The following is a 26,202-nucleotide window of genomic DNA, read 5'->3' as shown; positions in this document are numbered from 1 at the left end:
CAGTTATCCCGTAAGCTTCGATTTGTTCTGATGGTAAGCTTTTTATGTGCGGCCGCATATGAATTACAAGCGCAGTCAAAAAGTCCGCAGAAAACCTATATGTACCTCATTTACCATAAACTGAATCCCGGCCTTACTATTCAGGATGCCTTGCCGGTAGAGCGTGAATGGAAAAAAGTAAATCAGGCAGCCGTTGATGAAGGAAAACTCGAAGGCTGGTATATGACCGTCAAACAGTTTACATCGAACCTTAACCAATCAGAATATGACTATGTAACGCGCATTGTTACCCATGAGATGGCCATAAAAGGAGCATCGCCCGAGGCAATGGCGCGTATCTACGGCGATAGTGTACAGGCGAAAATGGCCGATCTTCAAAAGCGGGATCGCAATACCGCCCCCGTCGTTAAAATCGAAATCTGGGAAATAACTGATGGTACGTTTGCCCCGAAATTCGCTCCCGACGGTACTCAGTTTATGATTGTTGATCGAATCCGTCGCCGAACGCCAGGCGCCAATTATGATGGTGCTGTGGGTCAGTTAAAGAAGCTAAGCGAAGAGCGAATCAAACGAGGTAATCTTCTCGGCTGGGATTTCTCAACCCTTGTCATTCCGAACGGTAGCGAAAAGGGGTATGAGTTCAGTATTGCACATTACGTGACCAGTTTAGGTGCTGTTGCAAACCCGGTTATGGCCGATACACCTACACCTGTTATGTCGGCGCCTGCTTATAAACAACTACAAAGCCAGACAGCTCAGGTATTTGATGTAACCCGGCAGGAAGTGTATCGTTTTATGGAATACACCACAAAACCTGCTAATTAATTCAACACGAACTAGTCAATTCAGGCAGGCTTGTGTCCATCCAAATTTGTTGCTTGTTGATTAGTTTTGCCCCAACTCGATTAACTACTTACTTATTCTCAATTGCAACTTACCCAATCATCAATGAAACAGCTCTGTCTGTCATTACTAGTTTTTGTGCTGATGTCAGCAACGACAAAGGCCGCACCGGGCGACACCCATATTACGGTTGAAACCCGGCAAACGGCTCTTGTCATTCGGGTTGATAAAGACCAGATACCAACTCTTGTCCACCTCGGGCCGAAGCTTCGCAACGCGACTGAATATGGCGCAATACCGGTTAGAGGAAAACGAGGTGAAGACTATACCGACATCTATAATTCGGCCTATACACCCGCCGGAAGCCGCAATTTGCTGGAACCCGCCATCCAGGTTACTCATGCTGATGGCAACCCATCCCTCGACCTGAAGTATGTTCGGCATGAAAGCCAGCCAATGGGCGAGGGTGTGGTGCTGACGAAAGTCTACCTGAAAGATCCGCAATACCCATTTGAGGTAACGCTGTATTACAAAGCCTATCAGAATGAGGATGTTATCGAGCAATGGAGTTCGATTCGCCATACCGAAAAGAAGGCGGTCATGCTCCATAAATACGCATCAGCAAACCTCTATATTCCGGCTCAAAACTATTACCTGACGCATTTCCACGGCGACTGGGCCAATGAAATGAACCCAAGCGAAGTACCGCTTACAGAAGGCATCAAGATTCTTGATTCCAAGCTCGGCACACGCGCCGATTTGTTCCAACCTCCTTCGTTTCTGGTATCGCTCAATCACCCCGCCGAAGAAGAGCAGGGCGAGGTCATTGCGGGTACATTATCCTGGTCGGGGAATTACCAACTGGCGTTTGAGGTTGATCCACTGCATAATCTGCGCATCATTCCGGGCATAAATCCGTATGCATCGGCCTATTCACTGGCTCCCGGCACTGAGTTCACAACCCCCGCATTCCTGTTCACTTACTCCGACAAGGGCAAAGGTGGAGCCAGCCGCAGCCTGCACCGGTGGGCGCGTAAACACCGGATTCCGCAGGGAGAAGGCAACCGCCTGACGCTCCTCAACAACTGGGAAGCCACTTATTTCGATTTTAACGAAGAGAAGCTGAGTGTTCTTTTCAAAGACGCCAAAAAACTCGGCGTCGATTTGTTCCTGCTGGACGATGGTTGGTTCGGAAATAAATACCCGCGCAATAACGACCGGGCAGGTCTGGGCGACTGGCAGGAAAATGCTAAGAAATTGCCACATGGCTTAGGCTATCTGGTTAAAGACGCCGAAAACGCAGGCGTTAAATTCGGTATCTGGATGGAACCTGAAATGGTAAGCCCGAAAAGCGAGTTGTACGAAAAACACCCGGATTGGGTCATCAAGCTGCCTAACCGGTCGGAATATTATTTCCGAAATCAATTGGTGCTTGACCTCTCCAATCCGAAAGTGCAGGACTTTGTCTATGAACTGGTGAACGGATTACTAACCAAAAACCCTACTCTGGGGTATATCAAATGGGATTGTAATGCGGTCATCTACAATGCTTTCTCGGCCACGATTCAAAACCAGTCGAACTTATACGTCGACTATGTGCAGGGGCTGTATAAAGTGCTGGAGCGGCTGCGTGTAAAATATCCGACTCTACCCATGATGCTGTGCTCAGGTGGCGGTGGCCGTGTAGACTATGGTGCCCTGAAGTACTTCACCGAATATTGGCCCAGCGACAATACCGATGCAATGGAGCGAATTTTCATACAGTGGAATAACTCGTATTTCTTCCCCGCAATTGCCAGTTGCAACCACGTAACGGACTGGGGCAAACAGCCAATTAAGTTCCGGACAGACGTTGCCATGATGGGCAAAATTGGGTACGATATTGTGGTAAGTAAGTTGACTGAACCAGAGTTAGCCTTTAGCCAGCAGGCGCTAAAAACGTATGATAACATCAAGAACGTTATCTGGAAAGGCGACTTATTCCGACTGGCATCTCCATACACCAGTGATGTGGCCTCCTCGCTGTTTGTGAGCGAAGCCAAAGACCGGGCCGTTTGGTTCACTTATTTAGTGAAGGAACGTTACAAAGCGGGCAGTCTGGCACCCATTAAGTTAAACGGTCTCGATCCTGCCAAAAACTACCGGATTCAGGAGCTGAACATTTATCCGGGCACGACATCCCGCATTAACAACAACACCGATTCGTATTCTGGCAATTACCTGATGACCATCGGCTTTAACCCGCAAGTCGACACCCGCCGAACCAGTGTCGTATTGGAGGTGAATGAGGTGAAGTAATAGTTCAGTAAAGCTTTAACCAAGATACAGTAACCACAGAGGCCACGGAGAACTCAATCCTCCGTGGCCTCTGTGGTTACTGTATTTTCTTATTTACCCTGAATTGAGCTTTGGCTTACAGTGGCTTATATGAATAAACCATAACTCACATTATTTACCTGAAGAAGCCGTTGCTTTCCGGCCAGTAGCCTGATAGCTGATCTTAAACAGCGTTCCGTTCAAATCGTCGGTTACGTACAACGACCCGTCCGGACCTTGTGCCAACCCGCAGGGGCGATGCTGTACCGGACCTGTTGGTTTAACCAAATCCGTTCCGGCAAAATTGTCGGCGAAGATTTCCCAGGGACCCGATGCCTTACCGTTTTTGAAGGGTACAAAGCCAATCAGAAAGCCCTTGTGCAACTCCTGCGACTGAGCATGGAAAGCGATAAAGGCCCCATTCCGATACCGTTCCGGAAAGGCGGTTCCTGTATAGAACAAAAGTCCGTTGGGGCCCATGTGCGCCGGGAAAGCCGCCACCGGGTTTATCGTTTTAGCCGTACCCGTTTTTTTGCCATCGCCACCGTATTCGGGTGCCAGGATTTTCTTTTTCTGAATATGGTCGTAATACACGTACGGCCAGCCAGCGTCATCGCCCTGATGTACTTCATACATTGTTTCGGCGGGTAACTCCGCGCTTTGCTTGGGCGTATAATACTGCGGATAGAAATCATCGAATTTCCCCCGGCCATGCTGCACCACGAAAAGAGAGTTGGTTTTGCCGTTCCAATCCAGTCCAACCACGTTTTTCAGGCCGGTAGCGTACCGAACACCACTGTCAAACGGTTGATCGAGCACGTTTGCTTTGAACCGCCAGATGCCCGCTGCCGAATCCAGCAGTGGGCAGGGCATCATCCCTTTACCTGTGCCAGCTACCCGACAGGCGTCGTTATCCGACGCTATGTTGACATAAATATTTCCCTGATTGTCGACCGCGATCGACTTCGACTTGTCACGATCTTTCTCCCGTAAACCCGACACCAGTTTTTCAGGCTGATCCGGGTTGATGACTTCCTGATTTTCATTCAGTTTGTACCGGTATATGCTGTTATTGGATGACGTATACATATACCCATCCCGAATAAAAATTCCGGTACCGGGGTAATCGCCGAAGCCAACCCGCTCATCCACAACGCCATCCTTGTTTGTGTCTCGTAGGCGGTAAATACCTTTGCCGTCTTTCAACTTCGCAAGTTTAACATAAATGTCGCCCGTTTTGCTGACGACGATATGCCGGGCAGACCCCAGGTCCTCAGCGACGATGGTGGCGGCAAAACCCGTTGGCAGTTTTACGTCTGCCGGGTTGATAGCCGATTTTGCAGACCGATTCGGTTTGACAGGCGGAACAGTTGTTGAGTGGCCAAACACGCTGGTAGCAGCAAATAGGCAGGTTACTACTAAAATAGATTTGTTCATGGATTGGGGTTAATCGTTCTTAAATGCGTCCTACTTTTACTTTCCGGATTGTTTATTACTTTGATTTACAGCCATTTCTTTCCCTTGAAACAACAAGTAATCGAGGGAAAACAAATTTTTTCCAGTGCCGTCCGCTTTGTCAAATACGAAGTATAAATCGTGCTTACCTCCCGGATTATTAATAGCGGCACTCACATCCGAAAAATTCTTCCATTCGCCTGTCGCCGTATAGACAACGGTACTGATAACGGGACCAGTTGGCGAATCGGTATGTACGTTGATTGTGGCAGTCTGATCCTTCGACGCATAGCGATAGGTGAGCCGATCAATACCGGTCAAATCAATTCCTTTCAACATGAAAAATGATTGATTATGAATGCTACCCAGGCGTTTGCCCTGTTTCGAGATGTTGTGTAACGAGTCGGCCTCGATGCCCGGCACTTTTGTGGGCCGTAGTACCAGTACATCGCTTTTGCTCAACGCCAATTTCGGCTGTGGTGTACCCATACTGCCTTTATCGGTGTAGGATGCAGTCAGGATATATCGGCTTGGCGCGTCATTTCCGACATGTTCTTTCAACACGATATTGCCCTCTGGCGGAATCCGGTTGTCGGTGGGTTGGTTGACCAGGGAGAAAATGTACTTCACCATTTCGGTTGTTTCTTCGCGCGACAATTGCGGGTGTGCCGCCATGGCATGTTCTCCCCAAACGCCCCCACCCCCAATGATTATTTTGTTGGCGAGTTTGGCCGTTGCCGTTTTGTCATCATGGTATTTTTTTGCCACTTCCGTAAACGATGGACCGACGGATTTGGCAGCAATCTGGTGACAGGCCTTACAATCACTCCCGGCAATCAACGACTTACCTAAATTATAGGATGCCGAAATTTGCTGGTGACCTATCTGTTGATCATTGCCCGCTACTTTAGGAATGTACGTCAGGGCCACGTTCACTTTTTTCCTGTCGATGGCTTTATCCTCCTTATCCGTCACCGCTACCGAATACCGAAACGGCGTTTGGTTGGGAAAGAAGAACGTACTATTGTCGGGCGTGGAAATGGCGACTTCGGGCATTGTATTCCCAACTTTAATCATTTGCTTCGACGTACTGGTCTTTCCCGATGGGTCTGTCACGGTCAGCGAAGCCGTATAGATGCCGTTTTTACGAAATGTATAGGTAGGCTTCACTTCGGTCGATGCTAGTTTATTTCCCTCAAACCGCCACTGGTAGGTTAACTTATCCGACTTATCGTAATCGTAACTTTTATTGCCGAAAGCGACCGTTAACGGAGCCAGACCAATGGTATCCTTCGCTGTAATTTTAGCGACTGGAGTGCGGTTTCCAGGGTTGAAATCAATACGAACCAGCCGGGCATCTTCGTTGTCGATACCGTATACAGAACCATACTCAAGCATGTAGAATGAACCTTCCGGCCCAATTTCCATATCGACTGGACGCCGAAAATCGCCGGTTTCGGGCATAAACCGCTCCATTGACTGGTAGTTCTGCTGATCGTCTAACCGAACGGCGAAGACCCAGTTGCGCATCCAGTCATACATAAACAGGGCTTTGTCGTAATAAGCCGGAATTTTCGTTTTGGATTGAAGCGCGGCATTATAATGGTAAACGGGACCGCCCATTGCGCATCGGCCGCCAACACCCAATTCCGGGAATTCGTCCGACTTATTATAGGGGTACCAAACCATTGCCTTGGTTGTTGGCGGCAGTTGCTTGGCACCTGTATTATTTGGCGAATTATTAACCGGTGCAGCCGGATCAAACAGCGAACTCACCGCTTTGGTCGAAAAATCGTATTGATGATAGGCTTTGCTATCACCCACGAAATAGGGCCAGCCGTAGTTTCCAGCTTTTTTTGCCTGGTTAAACTCATCGTAGCCTCGTGGTCCCTGCGGCCCATCGGTACCGGAATCCGGCCCAATTTCACCCCAATACACAATTGACGTTGCCGGATCGACCGAAATGCGATACGGATTCCGACATCCCATCACATAAATTTCGGGTCGTGTGCCAGAGTTTCCTTTTGGAAACAGGTTGCCATCCGGAATGGTGTACGAGCCGTCGGGCTCGACGTGAATACGCAGAATTTTACCCCGCAAATCATTTGGATTTCCTGCCGACCGTTGTGCATCGAAGGTGTGTCGTCCAGCCCGTTCGTCGATGGGTGCAAACCCGTTCGACTCAAAGGGAACGGTGTTATCTCCCGTTGAAATGAACAGGTTACCGTGTGTATCCCAGGTCATTGAACCGCCCGTATGCGCACTCACTTCCAGGTCGATATGGAACTCGATAATGGACTTTTCGCTGGCTAGATCGAGCGTGTTGTCATTATTAATTACGAAACGAGCTATACGTTGCCGTGTATCGTCTTTATCCTGAATCGTGTAGAAAAAATAGAGGTAATGATTCTTCGAGAAATTTGGATCGATAGTCATACCCAACAACCCATTCAGGTATTTATCGACGGCCTTCACCGGGAAGTCATACAGCAGACGGGTTTTCTTCTGCACCGGATCATACACATAAAATTTACCCGCCCGTTCCACAAAAAATACCCGCCCATCGGGCGCAACGGCCAATTCCATAGGCTCGTTGAGGTCGTTGGACAGTACTGTTTTCGTAAACCGGTTCTCGGCTGGGCGGTTGGTCGTATCAACCTGCACAGTAGCTGGCGTTGGCGAATGCTGACCTTGATTACCCAGTCCACTACCCAGCAGGCCAAGCAATCCGAGCAACGCGCCACCGAACGGTAACTGGTTAAATAGAGGAATCATGAGTAAGGGAGAGATTTATTCACTTGCTGTAAAGAGATCATTTTAGTGGCCGAAGCCCCTACCTTACTCAAAGCAATTAGCCGTTCCAGTCTAATCGTTAGCCCCAAAAAAGCATCACCGAATCACCTGAATAATACCTCGCCTGACCATCGGGACCGGTATGGCTACGCTTTGCATTTCCAGTCTGTAATTGTATATACCACCTTCAACGGGTTTGTCATTATAGGTTCCATCCCAGGTTTTCCATCCCGACGGTTTTGGGGAGACTTCCATTCCTGAATAGATAACTTCACCCCAGCGATTATAAATGAACAAGCGTAACTGATCAATACCTGAAGCGAAAATCACCAGTGTTTCATTCATACCATCTCCATTTGGCGTAAAGGCATCAGGTATGCTCATCAGGGGTGGTAGTGGAGGACAAGTTGATACGACACGTACCGAATCATTGGCCGAACAGCCGGCCGGTGTGCGAACTGACACGGTAAAAATCCCAAACTCACGAACCTCCTGCCGCTGACTGGTTCCAATTACACTCCCTTCTTTTGTCCAGGTGAAACGCCCGTTCATAACGGTTCCGGCATCCAGATCAACATAGCCTATAGACGCATTAGCAAAACAGGTATCTATTTGGTGGAAAGCCAATTGCAAAACGGGAATTGGATTCAGAGCTACCGTTACACTCGTTTCGCTTCTACAGCCAGAAGCTGTACTCTGTGCCGTAAGTTTATAGACACCGCTTTGCCGTGCGGTAATACTCTTACCGGTTACCTTACTTCCATCAGGCAATAGCCATTGGAACGTATTCCAGTCGGGCGTAGGCGTTGCAGTTATCAGAAGCGAGTCGCCACAACTGGATCGGCTCGATGGGTTGAGTTGAAAAGCCGGTGGCACTGTGAACGCAAAAGACACCTCTTTTTGAAACGAGCAGGTTGAATCGCCAGGATCACTAACGCGTACCTGATAAGTTCGGTTGCCGTTAACTCCCGCAATAATCATCGAATCCAGATGGCTGTTGGCTGGATTAATACCCGGCCCTCTCCAGACGATGTTTCCTCCATTCGCATGAGCCGCCAGTCGAAACGTACCACAGGAATCGGGTGTTGCGGTAACCGTGGGGTTTACCTCCACAAGGGTAACCGGCATCTCGTTGGAAAACTGTTGAATATCCCGACACTTTGTTTCCCGAACTTTCAGTGTGTACGTTCCCGATTTCGCGGGTTGAAGGGTCGGCCCATTCCCACCCGCTACGGCAACACCATTCACATACCACTGATAAATCAGGTACGCAGGGTCCAGATTCACCGGTTGCGAGTCAAGAACATACTTATTACAACCGGCCTGTTTTGTGAGTGTAATGGTAAGACCCGGTGGTAATAAGGGAATCTCGTCCAGCACAAAAGGTAACCCTGCTTCGGCGATCCTGCCACCCAGATAGATCGCCTTCGACACGAGCCCGCATCCGGCACCAACCTGATTGGGTTGATTGATGGCCAGCAGGTAACCTTCGCCGGGTATGGCCCCGTATAATTTACCATCGGGACCAAGTTGCAGGGCACCTACCCCTAACGAGGTGCCCTGTTGGGATTTTACTGAGAGCGCAGTTTGTATAGCCAGACCATCTACAGTAAACTGATAGATTGTTTTACTGGACGTTGTTGAGAGATAAAGCAGTTTATTATCGGGCGAAAACTCAACTCCATAAGCACCCCTGCTTTCCGGAATCTCCAGTTTTACCGGCTTAGATATGGCTCCAGTTTTGTTATCAAAATCAAACACCTCCAAAAATCCACCCTGTTCGCCACCCGACACCGCTACGGCCAGCTTTCGTCCATCGTGCGATGGCTTCATATAACCCTTACCAGACGAATGCGTACTTCCAACGCGATACATCGTAGCCGTTGGAATCAGGCCATTATCGTTGAGTAGGTTGACCCTGAAAACGTTATTGCCTCTCTCGTGCGTAATTATCCAGTGATTGAGGTTATTACAATGATTAATGGCCGTAATTTTTTCAGTTGCCGGAGCCACAACGGGCTTATTTTTCATTTCTAACCCACCGCGTCCATCATCCAGCGTCATATTGACAATAGCATACTGAACACCTGTCTGGTCGGCTTCAGCAGCTACTGAAAACACATAAAATTGTGCTGTACTGTTCTGATACGGCACTATCAGGGCCGATTGTGTACTTGAGTTACTGCCGCCCAGACCTGTAGCACCGGGCATAACGTCGTGGTTTCGATTCCAGATTGTTTGCCCATCTGTATAGAAAAGCAACTGGCCATTCGCGTCGGAAATCGACGCACATCCCTCCTTCGAATGGAGTTTACCCGTTGTCAGTGCCTGCACGGTGCCACTACCAAAGGTTACCCCCGCCCCATCGCCAAAGTACCAGTTTGTATAGTTATTTGTCGATTGGGCATTGCCGGAACCCCCTATACAACTAAAAGCCAAAAGAAATAGTAAAACCCGTATTGACGATCGACTCGTTATCAGTCGTTTCCGTTTGGCGTAGATGTAGTCCATGAAGCGTTGAGTCGATTTTACCGAAAATATACAATCGAATTAGCATTTCTTCATAGACCCTTTAGTCAATCAACAGGTTGTATTTTTTCATTTATATATAGCATATTTTAATGTCAATCTATTTTTACACATATAGTCTGGCCTCACACCTGAATTTTAATTGATCTTATATAAATCCAGGTTGGTTGTGCGTAATTACTTATTATATCTCTATGCCTTTGTGTTTAATCAAGTTGATTACCTGCTTAAGTAAAAAATAAAAGTCAAATGGCGATACGTATTGAATAGATCTGGATGAGATAGTAGTAAGACGTAATTTTATTTAGAATTATTAAAAATAACTTTCATCTCATTACATTCTGTTGTTCATTTGCATCTCTTTAGAATATATCTAAATAGTACAATGTAAATGAATACAACTAAAACTCTACTTAGTCTCTTATTTTTATTGGGCACGCTTCCTGCATTGGCTCAACAAACAGCAAGCATCCGAGGGCACGTTCAAACGTCAGATGGAAATCCGGCAGAGGCCGTGACTGTCAGCCTGAAAGGCAAAGGTCAGGGAGCTATCACCAACGCCACCGGTGACTTTATGATTAGTCATATCAAATTAGGCACCTATCTGGTTCAGGTATCGGCTATTGGTCTGAAAACAACCGAACAAACAGTTACTGTAACCGATGCCCAATCAATAACGGTCGATTTTACGCTACAGGAGAACGCAGCCCAGTTAAATGAAGTAACCGTCAACGGTAGCCGCACGAACCGGTTTTCGCGTTCATCCAGTGAGTATGTCTCCAAGATGCCCTTGAAAAATCTGGAAAATCCACAGGTATACAACACAATTGGCAAGGAGTTACTGACCGAACAAGTCATTTTCACGGTCGATGATGCGATGCGGAATGCTCCCGGTATTCAGAAAATGTGGAATGCCACGGGTCGCTCCGGCGATGGTGGTGCTTACTACAACACCCGTGGTTTCTATGTGCAGAGCCAGCTCCGAAATGGGTTGGCGGGAAATGTTACGAGCACTATTGATGCCGTAAATCTGGAGAAACTGGAGGTGATCAAAGGGCCTTCGGCAACCCTGTTTGGCAGTGCCCTCACCTCCTATGGCGGGTTGGTTAACCGGGTGACGAAGAAACCCTACGAAACATTCGGTGGAGAAGTAGCTGTGTCGGGCGGAAACTACAATTTTCAGCGGGTGAGTGTCGATGTCAATGCGCCCCTGAACAAAAGTCGCAACATACTCTTACGGCTCAACTCAGCCTACAATCACGATGGTACGTTTCAAACCGAAGGCTTCAACAAGAGTTTTGCGCTGGCTCCCAGCCTGTTAATTAAGCCTACCGAACGCTTATCAATTTTACTCGACGCCGAGATTTACCGGACAGAGAACGTAGTAGAGCAGAACTTCTTTTTCTACGTGCCGGGCTATACACTTGGGGCCACTCGTGCCGATCAGTTGAACGTGGATTACCGCAACTCATATATGGGCAGTGGCCTGTCGCAGAAGTCACGTAGCACAAATCTGTTTGGTCAGGTGAATTATCGCCTGTCAGATAAGTTCACCTCCTCAACCAACATCAGTTCGAGTCGTAGCTATTCAAACGGTATTGGCCCCTACTTCTATATTATTCCGGATGGGAAGACGCTGGGGTCAAATCTGCTCGTACGCGCAGACCAATCGACTCGTAACAGTACCAACGATGTGGTTGAAGTTCAGCAGTTGATCAACGGCGACTTTCGACTAGGCAACCTGCGCAACCGCCTTGTTGTGGGTCTTGACTACCTGCATGTTAACGCAAAACAACTATTTTTTGGCAGTACGTTTGACACCGTTCCTCTTACAACGGACTACGACTACAGCCAATTCAATGGGGCAGCTCTTACGGCTTTATATGCTAGCAAAGCCCCTGATTTTACGTATCCCCTTACCGGAATTCGGGATACCTACAGCGCTTTTGTTTCCGATGTCCTGAACCTGACCGACCAGTTAAGCCTACTGGCCGCTTTACGGGTCGATGATTTTCATAACAAAGGGGGTCTTGTTGGCGCTGAGGTCGCTGGCTACAACCAAACCGCCTTTTCGCCCAAAGTGGGTCTGGTCTATCAGCCTATCAAAGACAAGGTGTCGCTCTTTGCAAACTACCAGAACAGTTTCAATAACAAGGGCATTTACAATGCATACGATGTTACGGCTACCGACAGCCTGACGCAGCGATTCGCCAAACTTGAGCAGGCCAACCAGTTTGAAGCCGGTGTCAAGCTCAATGCCTTCGGTGGGCGGTTAACCACGACGGTTAGTTATTATGACATTCAGGTAAAAAATCTGCTTCGCACCGACCCGAATCCGCTGGCAGCTGCTCGTTTTGCCCAAACCCAGGATGGAACGCAACTAAGTCGTGGGGTTGAACTGGATGTTATTGCCAACCCCTTAACCGGTTTCAATGTTGTGGCTGGATTTTCCTACAACGACTCTAAATTGACTAATGCGGATGCAGACGTTAATGGTCGCCGACCAACCACCGCTTCCTCGCCTGTACGGGCAAACCTGTGGCTCAGCTACCGACTGCCCGATTATCTGATTAAAGGTCTCGGGTTTGGTATTGGAGGTAATTACGCCAGCGACAACAAGATTCAGAACAGCATTAGTTTAGGCGAATTCACGCTGCCTGCTTATACTGTCCTAAATGCATCGGCTTTTTACGACCGTCGGAAATTCCGGCTGGCAGCCAAAGTAGATAATCTAACCAATCAACACTACTGGATTGGCTATACAACCATGAATGCGCAGAAACTGCGGAGTTTCGTGGGTAGCATTGCTTACAAATTCTAGAAAAATAGCCCCCGGTTATCACCAACCGGGGGCTTTATACGTTAGTCTACTCCTTATTGCTTCTTAGTATGAGCACCGCCAAACAAGTCAAAACCTGGTTTCAAATCCATAAGTGGACAAGTCTGATCTGCACGGCGTTTCTGCTTATGCTCTGCCTGACGGGCTTGCCGCTCATCTTTACTGAAGAGATTGAGGCACTGGAAGGCAAACCCCCATTAGCCCCCACGATGCCCGCCGGTACGCCAACGGTACCGCTGGAGAGACTCGTGCAAACCGTTCGCCAGCAGTTCCCGGCCAATGTCATTCGCTTTGTTTACTGGGACGAACACGAGCCAAATACCACCACGTTTACGCTGTCCGATTCATTGACGGCACCGGCAGACAACTACAAACTGGTGATTCTTGATAACCGTACAGCCCATGTGCTGGAAGAGCCCAAGTTGCAGGAAGGCTTTATGTATGTTATGCTGCAACTGCACATCGATATGTTTATGGGGCTGGGCGGGAAGCTGTTTCTGGGTCTGATGGGGCTCTTGTTTGTCGTTGCCATTGGTTCAGGACTCATGCTGTACAGCCCGATCATGCGTCGGTTTGATTTTGGTATGATCCGCACCGAAAAGTCAACCCGACTGAAGTGGCTCGATTTACATAACCTGCTGGGTGTGGTAACGGTCGTGTGGGCCACGGTGGTTGGTTTTACGGGTGTCCTGAACACCCTTGCCGAAGTGGTGCAGGGTGTTTGGCAGCAGGGTCAACTGGCCGAGATGGTCGCCCCTTACAAAGGAGCCGCTCCATTGGTGGGAAAGCTTAGCCCACTCGATCAGGCTTTAACCGTAGCCAAACAGGCCGCACCCGACATGGAACCCTCGTTTGTGGCCTATCCGGGCACGCTGTATTCCAGTCAGCATCACTACGCCGTGTTTATGAAAGGCAACACGCCCTTAACGGAGCGTCTGGCTAAACCAGCCCTGATTGATGCCAAAACGGGTAAACTAACCGATATGAGAAGCATGCCCTGGTATGTCAATGCTGTTTTCATTTCGCAGCCTCTGCACTTTGGCGATTACGGCGGACTTCCCCTGAAAATCATCTGGGCCTTTTTCGATATTATAACGATTGTTGTCCTCGTCAGTGGTTTATACCTGTGGTTTGCCCGGAATAAAGCGACAAAAGCCCATTTGAACCGAATGAGCAAAAGCAAATCAACTTCGTCTACTAGTGATCAGCTCAATCGGCAGGCAGAAGACGATGAAATTCTGACCCTTACTTTACTGAAACAAGATGAACACAAAGCCTGATTTCTGGCATATCTGGACAATACCGCTGATACTGGCCGTTGTCAGTCTGTGGGGGCTCCTGTCGGCACTGGTTGGTGACGGTCTGCTGGACTTTTTTTCCTGGCTCACCCTGTCGATACCCCTCCTCGTCATTGCCCGGTTTGTTATGAAACCTACTGCTGGCAAGAAAAAGGTAATCAGAAAATAAACGGACTATTGAATCCAGATTCCGTAGTCTTCTGCGTTCTGAATTCTCATTGACCAGTATCAAAAATGCCGACGCGCTCACACGCGTCGGCATTTTTGATACCAGCAAACGAATGTAGTTCTGGCGGTTTACCAGGGGCTAATCCCTGTTTCCGGCGCGTTGTCATCACTAAAGAATTGACCTGTTGGCCCATCGGGGCCTAATGTGGCAGCTTTCACCACTCTGGCAGCGGCATCGGGTACGGTGCCTGGTCCGGAATGATGATTAAAATCGGTGGCGGTATAACCCGGATCGACAGCATTTACTTTAAACGGTGTATCCTGGAGGTTATGAGCCAGTACAATGGTATAGGCATTGAGAGCCGCTTTTGAGGCAACATACGCTGTTGGTTTAACAGCAAAATATTTCCAGGCAGGATCACTGTGCAGGGTGAGCGACCCCAGTCCCGAGGTAACGTTCACGATTCTTGGTTCCGTCGACTGCCTCAGCAGGTCTATAAACGCCTGTGTTACTTCGATGACGCCAAAAAAGTTGGTTTCTAACACCTGTCTGAATGCGCCGATCTCCGTTTCCAGTGCCGTTTGCGGCAGGCTACCGCTAATACCCGCATTATTGATCAGTACATCCAGCACGCTGGTTTTCTGCCCAAGTACTTCGCGGGCTGCTTTTATGGAGTCTGGATTGTCGACGTCAATCACTATAGATTCCACCTGAGTTAAGCCCTCTGCCTGAAGCAAGCTAACCGCCTGCTGCCCTTTCTGCATATCCCGGCTGCCCAGATATACATAATAGCCTTGCTGTAGTAATTGCCGGGCTGTTTCAAAGCCAATGCTTTTGTTTGCTCCTGTTATCAGTACTGTTTTCATAGTTGATTAGTTAACAGGACAAAGGTACCACACGCTAGGCGCCCGACTGGAACACATTCTGCGGTATTACTGGTACATTTCGCGGATGCTGGCCCGATACTCGGCTGGGGTTACGCCGGTTTCGCGTTTGACGAACCGACTGAAGTAGGAAGCATCCGAAAAACCAAGTTCAAAGGCGATTTCCTTCAACGAATGGTGGGTATGAAAAAGCAGACGCCGGGCTTCCATCACCAGTCGATCATGAATATGCTTGATGGCCGGTTTGCCGCTTTGTGTTTTCACTACCTCGCTTAGATGTCCGGCAGAAATATGAAGCAGGGACGCGTAATCCCCTACCTCGTGCAGTTCCCGGAAGCACTCGTCGATCTTTGCCTGGAAATCCTTAAGCAGTAGTTTATCGATAGATGTATCGTTCTCGGTAAACTGCTCTGTATACAGGCGGCTTAAATACGTAAGCAGAACAGTCAGATAGGCCGTTAGCATGCGTTGCTGCCACTCACTGGAATGTTGGTATTCAATTGTGATCTTGTCCAGTATATCCTCCACAAAATTTACATCTGCCTCCGTAAGCAGCAATTCATGACCGTTATGAGGATTTTGAATGAGCGGCAACTTGCTGAGGGAAGCGTTTTCCTGCAAGGAAAGGAACTCGTTTGTAAACGCAATTCCTGTGCTCCACAATTGGGTAAACTCTTCTTTTACAATAATGTGATTGGGGCCTGTAAAGTAAACCGTGTTGTCTTTCAGCACATAGGGCGTCATGTCTATCCATTGACGGCTGCCCGCTCGCCTGATGAATACAATCAGGTAATGATCTTTTCTGTGCGGTACAAGAAGCTCGGACTGGTTGGGAAAAGTGCCATCAAAGGTATACACTCTAAAATTTCTGTTTCCGGCTATTTCGTCTGGTTCCAGATGATAAACCGGTATCTGTTGATTGTCATTATGTACCAGCATCGCTTAAAATTACGAAAACCTTTTTAGCTATACAGTTTTTTAAAAAAGGATTCTGTTGGCCGTCTTCTTCTGTTCGTTCACCTCATGTCGAAAGTTATAAAACCAGTCTTTCGGATGCGGTAGACCTGCTCGGTGACCAGCAAAACAGGCATCATCAGAGATAGACGAGCTACAGACAGCTATTACAAAGACCATAAAAGACATTGTGGAAGGGGGAGACGAAGTGGGAGGAGCGATCACAAAGATGATGAGGATAAAGTAATCGCTAAACTGGCTAAAGTGCCGGCAATTACCGACTCAGGTATGGCTCCCAATGTAGATTTTGCGGTACACGCCATACAAGCTGGTAGAGAGGGAATGGCCAAAGCCAGTGAAGCAGCACAAATGCTCACTTTCATCAGCAAGTGGTTTTTGTCATTCTGACGAAGAAAGAATCTTAACGTATCCATGTTCGGACGTAAAGATGCATTAAGATTCCTCCTTCATCGGGATGACAAAAACTCGTTCGGAAATAAAATTCTAAACAGTTTAAGTATCTAATAATGAGCTAATTGAACATCTGTGATCTCTGTGCCGCAACGGCGGACCGTTTCTGTGACCATTTTTTCTCCTCAGGCACTTATTACCAATTCTGCGTTCGAATGATCTTATTGATTTACAAATCAGATTCGTTCGGCTAAAAACGCGGCAACTTCGGCCAGCCGATTCGAAAACCCCCACTCGTTATCGTACCAGGCCGCTACAGATAACAGGTTGCCTTCCTTGGCTGTAAGCGGTAAATCAATGATGGACGAATGCGGATCGGCTACAATTCGCGACGAAGCCCATTGGTCTTCCAACACATCCATGACACCGTTGAGTGGCCCTTCAGCTGCTGCTTTGCGGAATGCATCATTGACTTCCTGCACGGTACAGTCTTTCTCGGTGATCAGGTTCAGCTCGGCTATACTGCCGGTGCGGGTAGGAACGCGATAGGCTTTGCCCGTAATTTTTAGGTCTTTCCAGATGAACTGCAACGCCCGGGCTGCTCCCGACGAAGAAGGAATGATGTTCTCCGCAGCCGCCCAGGAATCCCGACGATCCTTCATTGGCTGATCGGTTAATGACTGTGTGTTGGTGTATGAATGTACCGTCGAGAAAAGACCATACTGGATACCAAAATTCTCCCGAATTACTTTAACGACCGCGGCCAGCGCATTGGTCGTGCAGCTACCCATACTGATAATGTGGTGGCTGTTAGGGTCGAAGGTGTCCAGGTTTATGCCTTTGAGCAGAACGGCGTCGCAATCCTCAAGCGATTTGCTGGGCGCACTGATGAGCACATATTTAGCCCCCCGGTCAAGATGGACCTGCGCCCCGGCACGGGTCGATGCCCGGCCTGTACAGTCAACGACCAGATCAACGCCAAGCGCCCCCCAATCAGGTACTTCTTTCGACGAGTTGATGTACGGAATTGTCCGTTCGCCAATTGTTAGTTTGCCTTCGCTGCCTGTAACCGGCTCATCCCATCGACCGTAGTTTGTATCGACCGCAAACAGAGCCGCCAACGTTGGCTCGTCCCGAATGTCGGCTACGGCTGTAGGAACGAACAGGTTATTTTTTAATCCGATGCGAAGGAACTGCCGCCCAATACGGCCAAATCCATACAGAGCAATTGTTGCCATATGAAGGAATCGTTAGTGAGGTTGATATAATTGCGGGTGATGGTTAAACGGAGTCACTATCAGCAGGAACACGAGCCGAGTCATCAATCCTGTAAAGGCTTCGTTTATATGATGAAAACCGTGGGTAGCTCTGTTTTGTTTACCGCTGTATCGTTGACCAACCAGATCGTTGGGTTAGATAACAACAACCGATACCGTCATTGACGTCTGCTCACCCAGGCTGGGGACAGCATATCGGCTTGTCGATAATAAATCGCCGGGTTTGGCTGGCTCACTTCCGTCCAGACTAATATGCACCCTAAGAGCAAGGCTTCTGTTTGGAGCCACTTCCGGTGCCTGTAGGTGAAAGTGAATATGCCCACCGGGCTGAAGAGAAATGCCCGTAAGTCGTTGTTGGGCAACGACTACCGACGGCGCGTCTACCTCAGAAACATCCCGAACCTCGATGAGCACATAGGACGCCGTACTTGCAGGACTAGTTGGCGGCAGTAGAATATCACCCGCGACTGATCTCATGGACGAGTTGGTTCGGCACGACAGACCGATCAATAGCAACCAGGTAATCGGCCATAGCCTGACTGATTGGCAAACCGGTGTATTGTTCCACAAATAACCATTGACCTGCCGGGTTAACTTCCAGAAAATAGTAGTCGCCTGCCGCTGTCCGACGCATATCGATCGCTCCATAATCTATCCCAAGCGTACGTTGTAATGCCAGTAACTGCTGGCGTACCCTCATTGGCAAGTCGACTGGCTTAACAACCGACTCACCGACAACCATGCGCATATCGACTGGGTACGATGTATGGCGAGCGTCAATTTCAGCCGCAAAAACCTGATTGCCGATGATGGTAATTCGCAGATCGACCCCCTCAATGTATTCCTGAAAAATAACCGGAGCAAAGCGAACCAGATCGAGTCGGTCCATATCCTCTTTTTCGATTAATCTTGTTTCGCGCCAATCCTCAAAACTGGCCAGGAATGCTTTGAAGATGGTTTTCCCGACACCAATAGACTCAATAAACGCCTGAGCTGCTTCTGGCTGATTGGTTACCAATGTGCGGGGCAGTTTAAGCCCTACCCGACTGGCAACAGACCACTGATAGGGTTTGTGATGGGCAGCATCATCAGCCCTACGCGGGTTTACCCAGCGACAGTCCATTGCATCCATCATCCCATTAACGGCCTGCCCAGTTTCGCTCAGCACAAACGGACGCATCGTGGCATTAACGGCCTCATCGACCGCAAAGGGCCTGACCCGGCGCCACCAGGCAACCTGTATCCGGCTCAGGTCAACGGGCCCGGTGGCGGTTTCGATCAGGTAAGCCGGGTCCTGATCCGATGACCAGGTTAGGGCAACTCCTTTTTTAGCCGGAAAGTCGGACAGATCAATAGACACGCACTCACAGCCCTGCTGTTCAAGGCGTTGAACAACATCGGCGGTGTGTTCCTCACCGGGATAAGATATGACTAAAATCATCGAATAAGCAGGGTTTTAGGCGTAAGGGCCTGGCCATCAGGTACGGTGTACTTGGTTTACATAGTACCAGATTCTGCCTGACTAATAGCCTGAACCGTTGCATCGTATGCGGAAACCAGTTGGGCATGCTGCTCTTCGATCTGCGCAATGGCAGCTGCCAATTCCTGGGCCTGAGCTGCCAGTTGTGTAGCCATGTTGGCCGGGGCATCATTGGTGTTGACCCGGCTGGGACCAGCCAGTATAAATGGCGAAGCTGCCGAATTACCTGCCATGCCTGTGAACTGGCCCGGCAATGTAACCGTTGTGCCGGGTTGAGTGACCTGCTCGACCAGCGTAGTAAGAAGTGGATCGCGACCCACTTCCTTAATTGTAATTGGGTCCTGTATCAGGTCTTTGCGGACTTCCTTGATGGTCGAAACGTCAACAATCGGATCTTTCCTGATTTCTTTAATTGTGCGGGGAGTATCGGCAATCGGATCTTTCCTGACTTCTTTAATCGTAAGTATAGGCTGTGGATACATCAAATGTACCCCATTGATATCACCAGCTGACAGGCCATTCCGCTGGCCCATGACAACACCCGGCGGAATCGTGACAAGCGGAATAATTGTTGCCTGCCCGTTAATTGAAAATGCGGTGGCTGGATAGTGCATGATCGAGCCGAAATCATAAGCTCCCAGATCGTCCCCATCGGCAATCTGCTGATCAAAATTATGCTGCATAGCAGGGTCAATATTCGCCCATACAATTTGCACAAAGTGGTTACGATCTTCACGGCTCTGCTCATGCCATAGACCAACGGTGTGCCCCGTTTCGTGGATCGCATTGCCGGTGCCGCACCCATCGCCCAAGGTAATCACCTGCATCCCGCCCCGGCGTCCAATTTGCGACGAGCACCCCCCGCCAGACTGATACCGTACATAATCGGGAAACTGAGCAGCATTGGCCGCGGTTCGGAGTACAAATCGAATACGGGTATTTGCCTGCCAGTGAGCAATAGCGTCGGTAACCCGTTGCTGGTTGGGCATACCAGCGGCAATTTCGTATGGAATAGTGGCATTGGGCCAACGAAATTGCTGCCCGGTAATGCCGATGGATTCCAGGACCGGGCCAGGGTCTGCCAGACCACGTATCTGGTCAATTGTACCGAGGATGATATCTCCCTCAAAAATGGCCAGCCCATCTACCTCAGCGTATTGTACTGCTTTGTTTGAAAAGGTTGCTCCATCAATTATAGCAGTGCCTGCGATGGGGCCTGACCGTTGCTCGCCATTGGGAGGAGTTGATTGCGTTTTCATAGTTATAAACGATTTAGGAGATGGATAATAAGCATGAGCCTGAGCAATAGATTGTGCTAAGCAGCCCTTAAATCACATTGACTACTAAGCACTTATGCGCTTGCTGAGATAATATTACGCGAAAGGAGAGAGTGAAAACTTTTCCTTTTATTAAACGGTAATCTTTATCTGGCACCTACCTCTTTGCCAAAACCTAAATCAACGGCGGTAGCTACTTACTGCAGTGCTTTCACCGTGTAGCCTTTCTTTCTGAGGAGATTCACAACGCCTTTATCGTTGCCCAAATGGCCGGCCCCAAAGGCAAAAAAGGTTGGCTTCTCTTTGGCCGCCTTCTCGATAACCGGAATCCAGTTGGTATTGCGCTCGCCGAGTAAACTATCTTCAAACTCAGCCATATCACCAAACTTACTGGTTTTCATCAGGGCATTCAGCTTGGTCATATCATTGGCTTTGTAAGCCGCCAACAGGTCGGCAAATTCTTTTTTGGCTTCGTCGGGCATCTTCGCCATGTCGACCAAACCCTTCAGTTGCTCCTTCATCGGAATCTTGTCCAGAGCCGCTAGCTGTGCCTCGACGGTTTCCAGACCGAGCACTTCTTTTTTGTCTTTAGCGGCCATTTCGGCAAACGTCATGTCGTACGAAGCAGGCTGACAGGGCATCAACGTCATGTACATCAGCGACATCAGGCCAATGGGTTTCAACATACCCACCTGTGCCAGTCCCATATTCATTTTCTGCTTTAGGTAGGTATCCAGCAAGGTATAGTCCTCGGCTGAGAGCAGATCTTTTACGGTTTTTCCACCGGTCATCATCATAGCTTTTTGCATACTACCCATCATGGCCGGATCATCCAGGTCAAGTTCCAGATACACCTGACTGGCATCGCCAATGGCTTTTTTTATGGCATCGCTGATGGTCAGATCAGCGGGGCAAACGAGGTGAAACGTTCCGTAGAGATACGACGGTTTTGTTAATCCGGGTCCGGTTACTTCATAAAGCAACGCGTTGTCCTGGGCCTGTGCGGTGCTGGTCAGTGACCCCAGCAATAAACCAGCAATTGCGTAGGGATAGGCAAGCCATTTTTTCATATCAACTTTTCGTGTTTAATCCATGTAATAAGGCAAAGCTACCGAATCCAGCGTACCAATGTCGTCCCAAAGGCAGGTATTCGCGAACGGTATATGCACTATTCTATTCTATACATATATATGAAAACCGCCCTAACTCACGCTTAACAATTCACGTCCAGGATCAGATAAACCAGATTATACTATTGATAAGCTACCACTCCTTGTTGATTTGGTGATTCTGTTAGCGAATAGCACAGATAAACAGTACCGCAAATGAACCCAAGTGCCCCGCAAGTCAACTACGAATAGCCTTCTCTGATTATTTACACCATCTTTAACAGTCGACCTGAGTAGACAGACCAGCCCATCTATATTGAACCACCTATCCTACCTGATTTCTTATCCTGTGCACCAGACAACCTCCTCTATGATTCCATTAAAATGGCTACCCTTACCGCTAATGGTCCTTAGCTTTTCGCTATCACTGCAAGCTCAATCGGTACCAATTCCAGAAAATATGACCAGCGCATCCGTTTTGAAACGAGATACCGCCAAAGCCGTTCATCATCTATTCCGTGCCAGACGTATAGGGGGCACAGTAAACATTTTCCTGGGCCTTAATATGATTTCTACCGGGGCGCTGTTTGGCAGTGCATCGTCCTCAACCAGTATCTTGTCGACTCTGCCAGGCGACCTTATTGTGGGTATGGGTATTTCTAAATTGATACGATTCAAGAAGGAAAGAGAAATTGACCTGCTTGCCGCCTATGAACGTGGCGTACCGTTACCAGAAAAAATTCAGCGTCGGCTCAATAGCACACATCTTATGCCATCTATGCTAGCTAAGCCTGCAAGCTTGCCAGATACATTAAATAATCTGTCGGCGGGTGTTGCAGATGCAACAATAGGTACAACTGAGGGGGTTATAGATACATTGACAAACGCTCTTGTGAGAATGCCGGCACTAATGACTGTTGCATCTGTTATGCATGGCGATACGGTGCGGGCAATTCATCACTTATTTAGTACCAAACGTGGTGGTGGAACTATTTTCCTGGGAATTATCTCAATTGGCTTAGGCCTTGGCATTGCTGCAGGAGTTCGTGCTTTATCCAATGACGTCACAAATGCCTATACAACTACAATTTTAAAATCCTCTACCCAAGCGCACGCTAAATCCCCGTCTTTTCTAACGTACAGTTTACCCGGACTCATTATAACTGGTATTGGTTTCGCAAAATCAGCACGTTTTAGTAAGGAAGCAGAGAATTTACTTATCGAAGCCTATGAAAATGGGATACCATTACCGATTGAGATTAAACAAAAGTTGCAAACCAATTTTTAATAATTAAAAGTAGATATTTTCCCGTTACCACATGCGAACCAAATCCCTCTTTTTCAGTGCCTTCCAATAATATCCCACCTTTTTTATGAAACCAATTTACCTGCTAATTCTTCTGCTTGCCGGGCAACTATGTTCACCCACATTTGGCCAGCAGCGTCTATCTCAAGCTAACCAGCCAAAATCCACCGGTGCTGTTCTGGACATTGGCGTTCGGCTTCAGAAGTCAATTAATCTGTATGCCGAAAATGGTATTACGGCCCAGTACACTCATCCAAAACTGGCTTCGAGTCGACTGTATATCGGGCTTAGCTACGTTAGTTCACCGCTGGGAAGTGCCTTACACTCAAATGCCATCAAACAGAATAATTATCTGGTTTCGGCTTCATATTATTTCCGACCGAAGTGGTTGATACAACCGGTAGTCAAAGCCAATGTGGGGTACTTTGCCGCTCACTATGGAAGCCCTATTTTCGACGCATTACCCCGAACATCCCTGCTGGCATCTCCTGAGTTCGGCTTGTGTTATTGCCCCAATTTCCCGCTCAAGATCAACGCGTCTATCGGCTACAACCTGATTACAGGCAATGGCCTTTCGGGGCCGGGCACGCTGTATCCTGTTTTTGTCCAGACCAGTATCACCTGGAACATCCTAAAACATGCCAAAAACTAACATGAAAACGATCATTAGTTTATTGGTTCTGGTCGTCATTGGCCTGGCCTGTTCATTAGAACCCACGATTACAAAAGAGATGCTGGATAGTGGCACTCTATTCGATCCGTCACTATACAATCCGGAGAAATATCTGGTATCAAAGTCAATTCCAAACCCAACACCTGAGCAGGCAAAGAAACCGGTTATTATTGCCTGTCACGGCTATTCGGCCAGTACGTTTGAGTGGGATGAATTTCGGAACTGGTCAACGGGGCGGACGGATTTTTACCTGTCGCAGGTGCTGCTGGGCGGCCACGGTCGAAGTTACGACGAGTTTAAGGCCTCAATCTGGCACGACTGGCAGGCAGCTATCATAAATGAATACAACCAGTTGGAGAAAGCAGGTTATCAGAATATCAGCTTACTCACCTCCTCCACGAGTGGTGCTTTATTGCTGGAGCTGGTTTCTTCGGGCTATTTTACCAACCATATCAACCCCCGTAACCTGCTGCTGGTTGATCCCATCGTGATTCCCTCCGACAAATCGCTGTCGCTCATTGGAGCAGTGGGGCCGATGCTGGGCTATATTGAAACGAAACAGTCGGTTGCTGAGGATAAAGTGTATTATCACTTTCGGCCTCAGGAAACCCTGCAACAACTCCAGAGTTTGCTAACCGTTGTTCGTCAGGATCTGGAGAGAGGCATAACGCTGCCTATGGGCTGTAGGCTGTAGGTCTACAAGTCGAAAAAAGACCCAACCGCCGATCCGGTCAGCGCAGTACTGATTTATCAGGGCGCCCAAACCGCCGACGGAAAGCCGGTGAACGTTGAACTGATCGACTCCGATATGCACGTGTATACTCGATTGAATCTTCGGGATTCGGTAACGGACAAAGACCGGCAAAATCAGACAGCTACATTTACAGATATTATGACGCAGATTAAACGCTGAGGAGTTAAGTAGGCAACAAATGCATAGGGGGCTGGGTCAGCTATCCAGCCCCATCTTTTTCAGGAACTCAGGTTTTACCCGCCGGGCTACATCCACTTCGCTACCGTCTGTCATTATCAGGGTGCCACCATCGCCCCGCCTATATTTCGTGATGTAATTCAGGTTAACCAGGTGCGATTTATGTACCTTAAAGAAATGGTCGTGGTCAATCAGTACCAGTTCAAATTCGGCTATTGAGCGCGAAGCCACCAACTCCTTTCGATTAATAAAGTGAACGGTCGTGTAACTACCCAGGGCCTCAATCCTGACGATGTCGCCAGGGAAGAACAGCAATACACTTTCCATCGTTGGAATCGGTATTTTTTTAACCCGTTCTCGCTCCTCCTTAATTACTCGGAGCACCTGCTGTAGTTCAATGCTGGCAGTTGGCTGGGTCTGCTGTAACTGATTTTCCAGTGCCAGGTTATATTGTTCTATTAACTGCTGGTTTTCGTCAAGTCGTTTAAGGGCCAACTCCTGCGACTGGCTGTTGCTGTCGCGCAGAATGTTGATTCGATCAATCAACGCAAACGTGAGGAGCGTAGCCTGACAAACGGCCCCAATCTGATAACCATAGTAGGTGAACGTGTGATCGAAGGAAATAACATTGAACAGGGTAAGCATCAGCAACAATATTTCAATAATATAGATACCCCACCCCAATAGGTAGAACCGGGCCGCCCGAAAGCCACGGCGATACAGCCAAAAGCCCGTGGCCAGAAATGACAGAAAAGTTACCAGTACGATCACATTAAAAACCATTTCGGCCGATTGAATACCTACCAGTTTAGCTAAAACGACGCCAATAGCCAGTATACCAACACCCTTATAGGCTCGGTTGATGCGGGGGTGAGTGGTGCTAATGTTCAGGAAAGAAACAGAAAAGGCAATACTGGTTAGCAGGGTAAAGAGTCGGATAAGGCTGGAGTTAATGCCATTGTTCATATAGGGCATTTCCCGCCAGAGAAGGTCGAAAAGATACCCTTCAAATGTTAAAAGTGTGAGTGCCGAGAAAAGTATATGCAGCGCATACAGGAGATACGTTCGGTCACGCAGAGAGACGAACATAAAAAAACTAAACAGAGAAATCAGCGTCATGACCCCAACCACAAAGGCGTTGATCATCGTTTCGCGGTATACTTTCTGGACTACCGGCCGAATAGCTCCCAGTTTTATGGGCAACACCAGCCCGTTCATATCCTTGAGGGCAATATATAGCAGCCTGGGGTGTTGGCCCAGGTATAATGTAATACTGTTGATGCCGAAGTGTCGATTTGAAAAAGGACGCAATACCCCCGTCTCCAGAAAATAGGTCGTATCCTCACTGACAACGTAGGCATCAACAAAATCAACGTCCTGCGCTTCCAGAATAGCGTAGATCGGTTCGTTGGTTTGGTTCCGGATATCCCACTTGAGCCAGATCCTGGAGGGAGTGAACCCTAGATTAATAACTTTATCGGGGCTGTTGGTATACTGGCGTTCAGGGAGTTGACTAATCTGAACGTGTGAGAGTTGATTGGTTTTATCGTCAAAATACCGGGCGTAAAAGCCCATTTCAAGTAGTTCTCTTGGTTGGTTATACCGTATAATTTGTTGGGCCTGTGAATAAGCTGAGGTAACCAGAAAAACAAAAAACA

General features: G+C 48.3%; 20 protein-coding genes. 9 read left to right on the top strand and 11 right to left on the bottom strand.

Annotated features, from left to right (window positions below):
• The first annotated feature begins 30 nt into the window (after nt 1-30).
• Nucleotides 31-825 (top strand): hypothetical protein, encoded by a 795-nt coding sequence (locus CWM47_RS13865; RefSeq protein ID WP_394342015.1) that lies wholly within the window; start codon nt 31-33, stop codon nt 823-825.
• Nucleotides 826-948: 123 nt separating this feature from the next.
• Nucleotides 949-3,141: an alpha-galactosidase gene (locus tag CWM47_RS13860; RefSeq protein WP_100988539.1), complete on the top strand. Its 2,193-nt coding sequence runs from the start codon at nt 949-951 to the stop codon at nt 3,139-3,141.
• A gap of 150 nt (nt 3,142-3,291) precedes the next feature.
• On the opposite strand, the gene CWM47_RS13855 is transcribed toward CWM47_RS13860, so the two are convergent.
• From CWM47_RS13855 to CWM47_RS13845, 3 genes are all read right to left on the bottom strand, one after another.
• Nucleotides 3,292-4,596 carry a PQQ-dependent sugar dehydrogenase gene (locus CWM47_RS13855; RefSeq protein ID WP_100988538.1) on the bottom strand — a complete coding sequence of 435 codons (1,305 nt, stop codon included), beginning with the start codon at nt 4,594-4,596 and terminating at the stop codon, nt 3,292-3,294.
• Between the two features lie 36 nt (nt 4,597-4,632).
• Nucleotides 4,633-7,389: a PQQ-dependent sugar dehydrogenase gene (locus CWM47_RS13850; RefSeq protein WP_100988537.1), complete on the bottom strand. Its 2,757-nt coding sequence runs from the start codon at nt 7,387-7,389 to the stop codon at nt 4,633-4,635.
• A gap of 114 nt (nt 7,390-7,503) precedes the next feature.
• A complete protein-coding gene (locus tag CWM47_RS13845) occupies nt 7,504-9,918 on the bottom strand; it encodes a T9SS type B sorting domain-containing protein (RefSeq protein WP_100988536.1) in 2,415 nt (804 codons plus the stop codon).
• 409 nt (nt 9,919-10,327) lie between these two features.
• Between CWM47_RS13845 and CWM47_RS13840 the strand changes: the two genes are divergently transcribed.
• The 3 genes from CWM47_RS13840 to CWM47_RS13830 all read left to right on the top strand — a co-directional run bounded on the left by CWM47_RS13840 (nt 10,328) and on the right by CWM47_RS13830 (nt 14,242).
• Complete coding sequence (locus tag CWM47_RS13840; RefSeq protein ID WP_100988535.1) at nt 10,328-12,757, top strand: TonB-dependent receptor; 2,430 nt, start codon at nt 10,328-10,330, stop codon at nt 12,755-12,757.
• A gap of 68 nt (nt 12,758-12,825) precedes the next feature.
• Nucleotides 12,826-14,055, top strand: coding sequence for a PepSY-associated TM helix domain-containing protein (locus CWM47_RS13835; protein WP_100988534.1), 1,230 nt, complete (start codon nt 12,826-12,828; stop codon nt 14,053-14,055).
• Nucleotides 14,039-14,242: a hypothetical protein gene (locus CWM47_RS13830; RefSeq protein WP_100988533.1), complete on the top strand. Its 204-nt coding sequence runs from the start codon at nt 14,039-14,041 to the stop codon at nt 14,240-14,242. Before CWM47_RS13835 ends, CWM47_RS13830 begins: the two co-directional genes overlap by 17 nt.
• A gap of 128 nt (nt 14,243-14,370) precedes the next feature.
• On the opposite strand, the gene CWM47_RS13825 is transcribed toward CWM47_RS13830, so the two are convergent.
• From CWM47_RS13825 to CWM47_RS13790, 7 genes are all read right to left on the bottom strand, one after another.
• Nucleotides 14,371-15,108 (bottom strand): SDR family oxidoreductase, encoded by a 738-nt coding sequence (locus CWM47_RS13825; RefSeq protein ID WP_100988532.1) that lies wholly within the window; start codon nt 15,106-15,108, stop codon nt 14,371-14,373.
• A 66-nt stretch (nt 15,109-15,174) separates the two neighbouring features.
• Nucleotides 15,175-16,065 carry an AraC family transcriptional regulator gene (locus tag CWM47_RS13820; protein ID WP_100988531.1) on the bottom strand — a complete coding sequence of 297 codons (891 nt, stop codon included), beginning with the start codon at nt 16,063-16,065 and terminating at the stop codon, nt 15,175-15,177.
• Nucleotides 16,066-16,727: 662 nt separating this feature from the next.
• Complete coding sequence (locus tag CWM47_RS13810) at nt 16,728-17,729, bottom strand: type I glyceraldehyde-3-phosphate dehydrogenase (RefSeq protein WP_100988529.1); 1,002 nt, start codon at nt 17,727-17,729, stop codon at nt 16,728-16,730.
• Nucleotides 17,730-17,903: 174 nt separating this feature from the next.
• Nucleotides 17,904-18,245 carry a YbaY family lipoprotein gene (locus CWM47_RS13805; protein WP_100988528.1) on the bottom strand — a complete coding sequence of 114 codons (342 nt, stop codon included), beginning with the start codon at nt 18,243-18,245 and terminating at the stop codon, nt 17,904-17,906.
• The gene (locus tag CWM47_RS13800; protein WP_100988527.1) at nt 18,226-19,209 is read right to left on the bottom strand and encodes an MvdC/MvdD family ATP grasp protein; all 984 of its coding nucleotides are present in this window, start codon (nt 19,207-19,209) and stop codon (nt 18,226-18,228) included. The genes CWM47_RS13805 and CWM47_RS13800 overlap by 20 nt, the downstream gene beginning before the upstream one ends.
• Before the next feature lie 56 nt (nt 19,210-19,265).
• Complete coding sequence (gene legP / locus CWM47_RS13795) at nt 19,266-20,507, bottom strand: Dot/Icm T4SS effector Zinc-dependent metalloprotease LegP (RefSeq protein ID WP_100988526.1); 1,242 nt, start codon at nt 20,505-20,507, stop codon at nt 19,266-19,268.
• A gap of 215 nt (nt 20,508-20,722) precedes the next feature.
• Nucleotides 20,723-21,595: a TraB/GumN family protein gene (locus CWM47_RS13790; protein WP_100988525.1), complete on the bottom strand. Its 873-nt coding sequence runs from the start codon at nt 21,593-21,595 to the stop codon at nt 20,723-20,725.
• A gap of 409 nt (nt 21,596-22,004) precedes the next feature.
• Here CWM47_RS13790 and CWM47_RS13785 point away from each other — a divergent pair, with 409 nt between their 5' ends.
• The 4 genes from CWM47_RS13785 to CWM47_RS39770 all read left to right on the top strand — a co-directional run bounded on the left by CWM47_RS13785 (nt 22,005) and on the right by CWM47_RS39770 (nt 24,526).
• Nucleotides 22,005-22,922 (top strand): hypothetical protein, encoded by a 918-nt coding sequence (locus CWM47_RS13785; RefSeq protein ID WP_157815962.1) that lies wholly within the window; start codon nt 22,005-22,007, stop codon nt 22,920-22,922.
• Nucleotides 22,923-23,007: 85 nt separating this feature from the next.
• Complete coding sequence (locus CWM47_RS13780; RefSeq protein ID WP_100988523.1) at nt 23,008-23,592, top strand: hypothetical protein; 585 nt, start codon at nt 23,008-23,010, stop codon at nt 23,590-23,592.
• A 1-nt stretch (nt 23,593) separates the two neighbouring features.
• Nucleotides 23,594-24,307, top strand: a complete 714-nt coding sequence (locus CWM47_RS13775) for an alpha/beta hydrolase (protein WP_240625901.1) — start codon at nt 23,594-23,596, stop codon at nt 24,305-24,307.
• Between the two features lie 87 nt (nt 24,308-24,394).
• Complete coding sequence (locus tag CWM47_RS39770; RefSeq protein WP_262512011.1) at nt 24,395-24,526, top strand: hypothetical protein; 132 nt, start codon at nt 24,395-24,397, stop codon at nt 24,524-24,526.
• 36 nt (nt 24,527-24,562) lie between these two features.
• On the opposite strand, the gene CWM47_RS13770 is transcribed toward CWM47_RS39770, so the two are convergent.
• Nucleotides 24,563-26,119, bottom strand: coding sequence for a 7TM diverse intracellular signaling domain-containing protein (locus CWM47_RS13770; protein WP_240625900.1), 1,557 nt, complete (start codon nt 26,117-26,119; stop codon nt 24,563-24,565).
• Nucleotides 26,120-26,202 lie beyond the last annotated feature (83 nt).

It is taken from the genome of Spirosoma pollinicola (assembly GCF_002831565.1).
Lineage (GTDB): Bacteria > Bacteroidota > Bacteroidia > Cytophagales > Spirosomataceae > Spirosoma > Spirosoma pollinicola.
The sequence above is the reverse complement of the archived record's forward strand: the minus strand, read 5'-3'. Positions and strand labels throughout refer to the sequence as shown.

Coding starts and splice junctions, on each gene's coding strand:
- CWM47_RS13865 (WP_394342015.1), top strand. CDS start 31: ATGGTAAGCTTTTTATGTGCGGCCGCATATGAATTACAAGCGCAGTCA.
- CWM47_RS13860 (WP_100988539.1), top strand. CDS start 949: ATGAAACAGCTCTGTCTGTCATTACTAGTTTTTGTGCTGATGTCAGCA.
- CWM47_RS13855 (WP_100988538.1), bottom strand. CDS start 4,596: ATGAACAAATCTATTTTAGTAGTAACCTGCCTATTTGCTGCTACCAGC.
- CWM47_RS13850 (WP_100988537.1), bottom strand. CDS start 7,389: ATGATTCCTCTATTTAACCAGTTACCGTTCGGTGGCGCGTTGCTCGGA.
- CWM47_RS13845 (WP_100988536.1), bottom strand. CDS start 9,918: ATGGACTACATCTACGCCAAACGGAAACGACTGATAACGAGTCGATCG.
- CWM47_RS13840 (WP_100988535.1), top strand. CDS start 10,328: ATGAATACAACTAAAACTCTACTTAGTCTCTTATTTTTATTGGGCACG.
- CWM47_RS13835 (WP_100988534.1), top strand. CDS start 12,826: ATGAGCACCGCCAAACAAGTCAAAACCTGGTTTCAAATCCATAAGTGG.
- CWM47_RS13830 (WP_100988533.1), top strand. CDS start 14,039: ATGAACACAAAGCCTGATTTCTGGCATATCTGGACAATACCGCTGATA.
- CWM47_RS13825 (WP_100988532.1), bottom strand. CDS start 15,108: ATGAAAACAGTACTGATAACAGGAGCAAACAAAAGCATTGGCTTTGAA.
- CWM47_RS13820 (WP_100988531.1), bottom strand. CDS start 16,065: ATGCTGGTACATAATGACAATCAACAGATACCGGTTTATCATCTGGAA.
- CWM47_RS13810 (WP_100988529.1), bottom strand. CDS start 17,729: ATGGCAACAATTGCTCTGTATGGATTTGGCCGTATTGGGCGGCAGTTC.
- CWM47_RS13805 (WP_100988528.1), bottom strand. CDS start 18,245: ATGAGATCAGTCGCGGGTGATATTCTACTGCCGCCAACTAGTCCTGCA.
- CWM47_RS13800 (WP_100988527.1), bottom strand. CDS start 19,209: ATGATTTTAGTCATATCTTATCCCGGTGAGGAACACACCGCCGATGTT.
- legP (WP_100988526.1), bottom strand. CDS start 20,507: ATGAAAACGCAATCAACTCCTCCCAATGGCGAGCAACGGTCAGGCCCC.
- CWM47_RS13790 (WP_100988525.1), bottom strand. CDS start 21,595: ATGAAAAAATGGCTTGCCTATCCCTACGCAATTGCTGGTTTATTGCTG.
- CWM47_RS13785 (WP_157815962.1), top strand. CDS start 22,005: ATGATTCCATTAAAATGGCTACCCTTACCGCTAATGGTCCTTAGCTTT.
- CWM47_RS13780 (WP_100988523.1), top strand. CDS start 23,008: ATGAAACCAATTTACCTGCTAATTCTTCTGCTTGCCGGGCAACTATGT.
- CWM47_RS13775 (WP_240625901.1), top strand. CDS start 23,594: ATGAAAACGATCATTAGTTTATTGGTTCTGGTCGTCATTGGCCTGGCC.
- CWM47_RS13770 (WP_240625900.1), bottom strand. CDS start 26,119: ATGGGCTTTTACGCCCGGTATTTTGACGATAAAACCAATCAACTCTCA.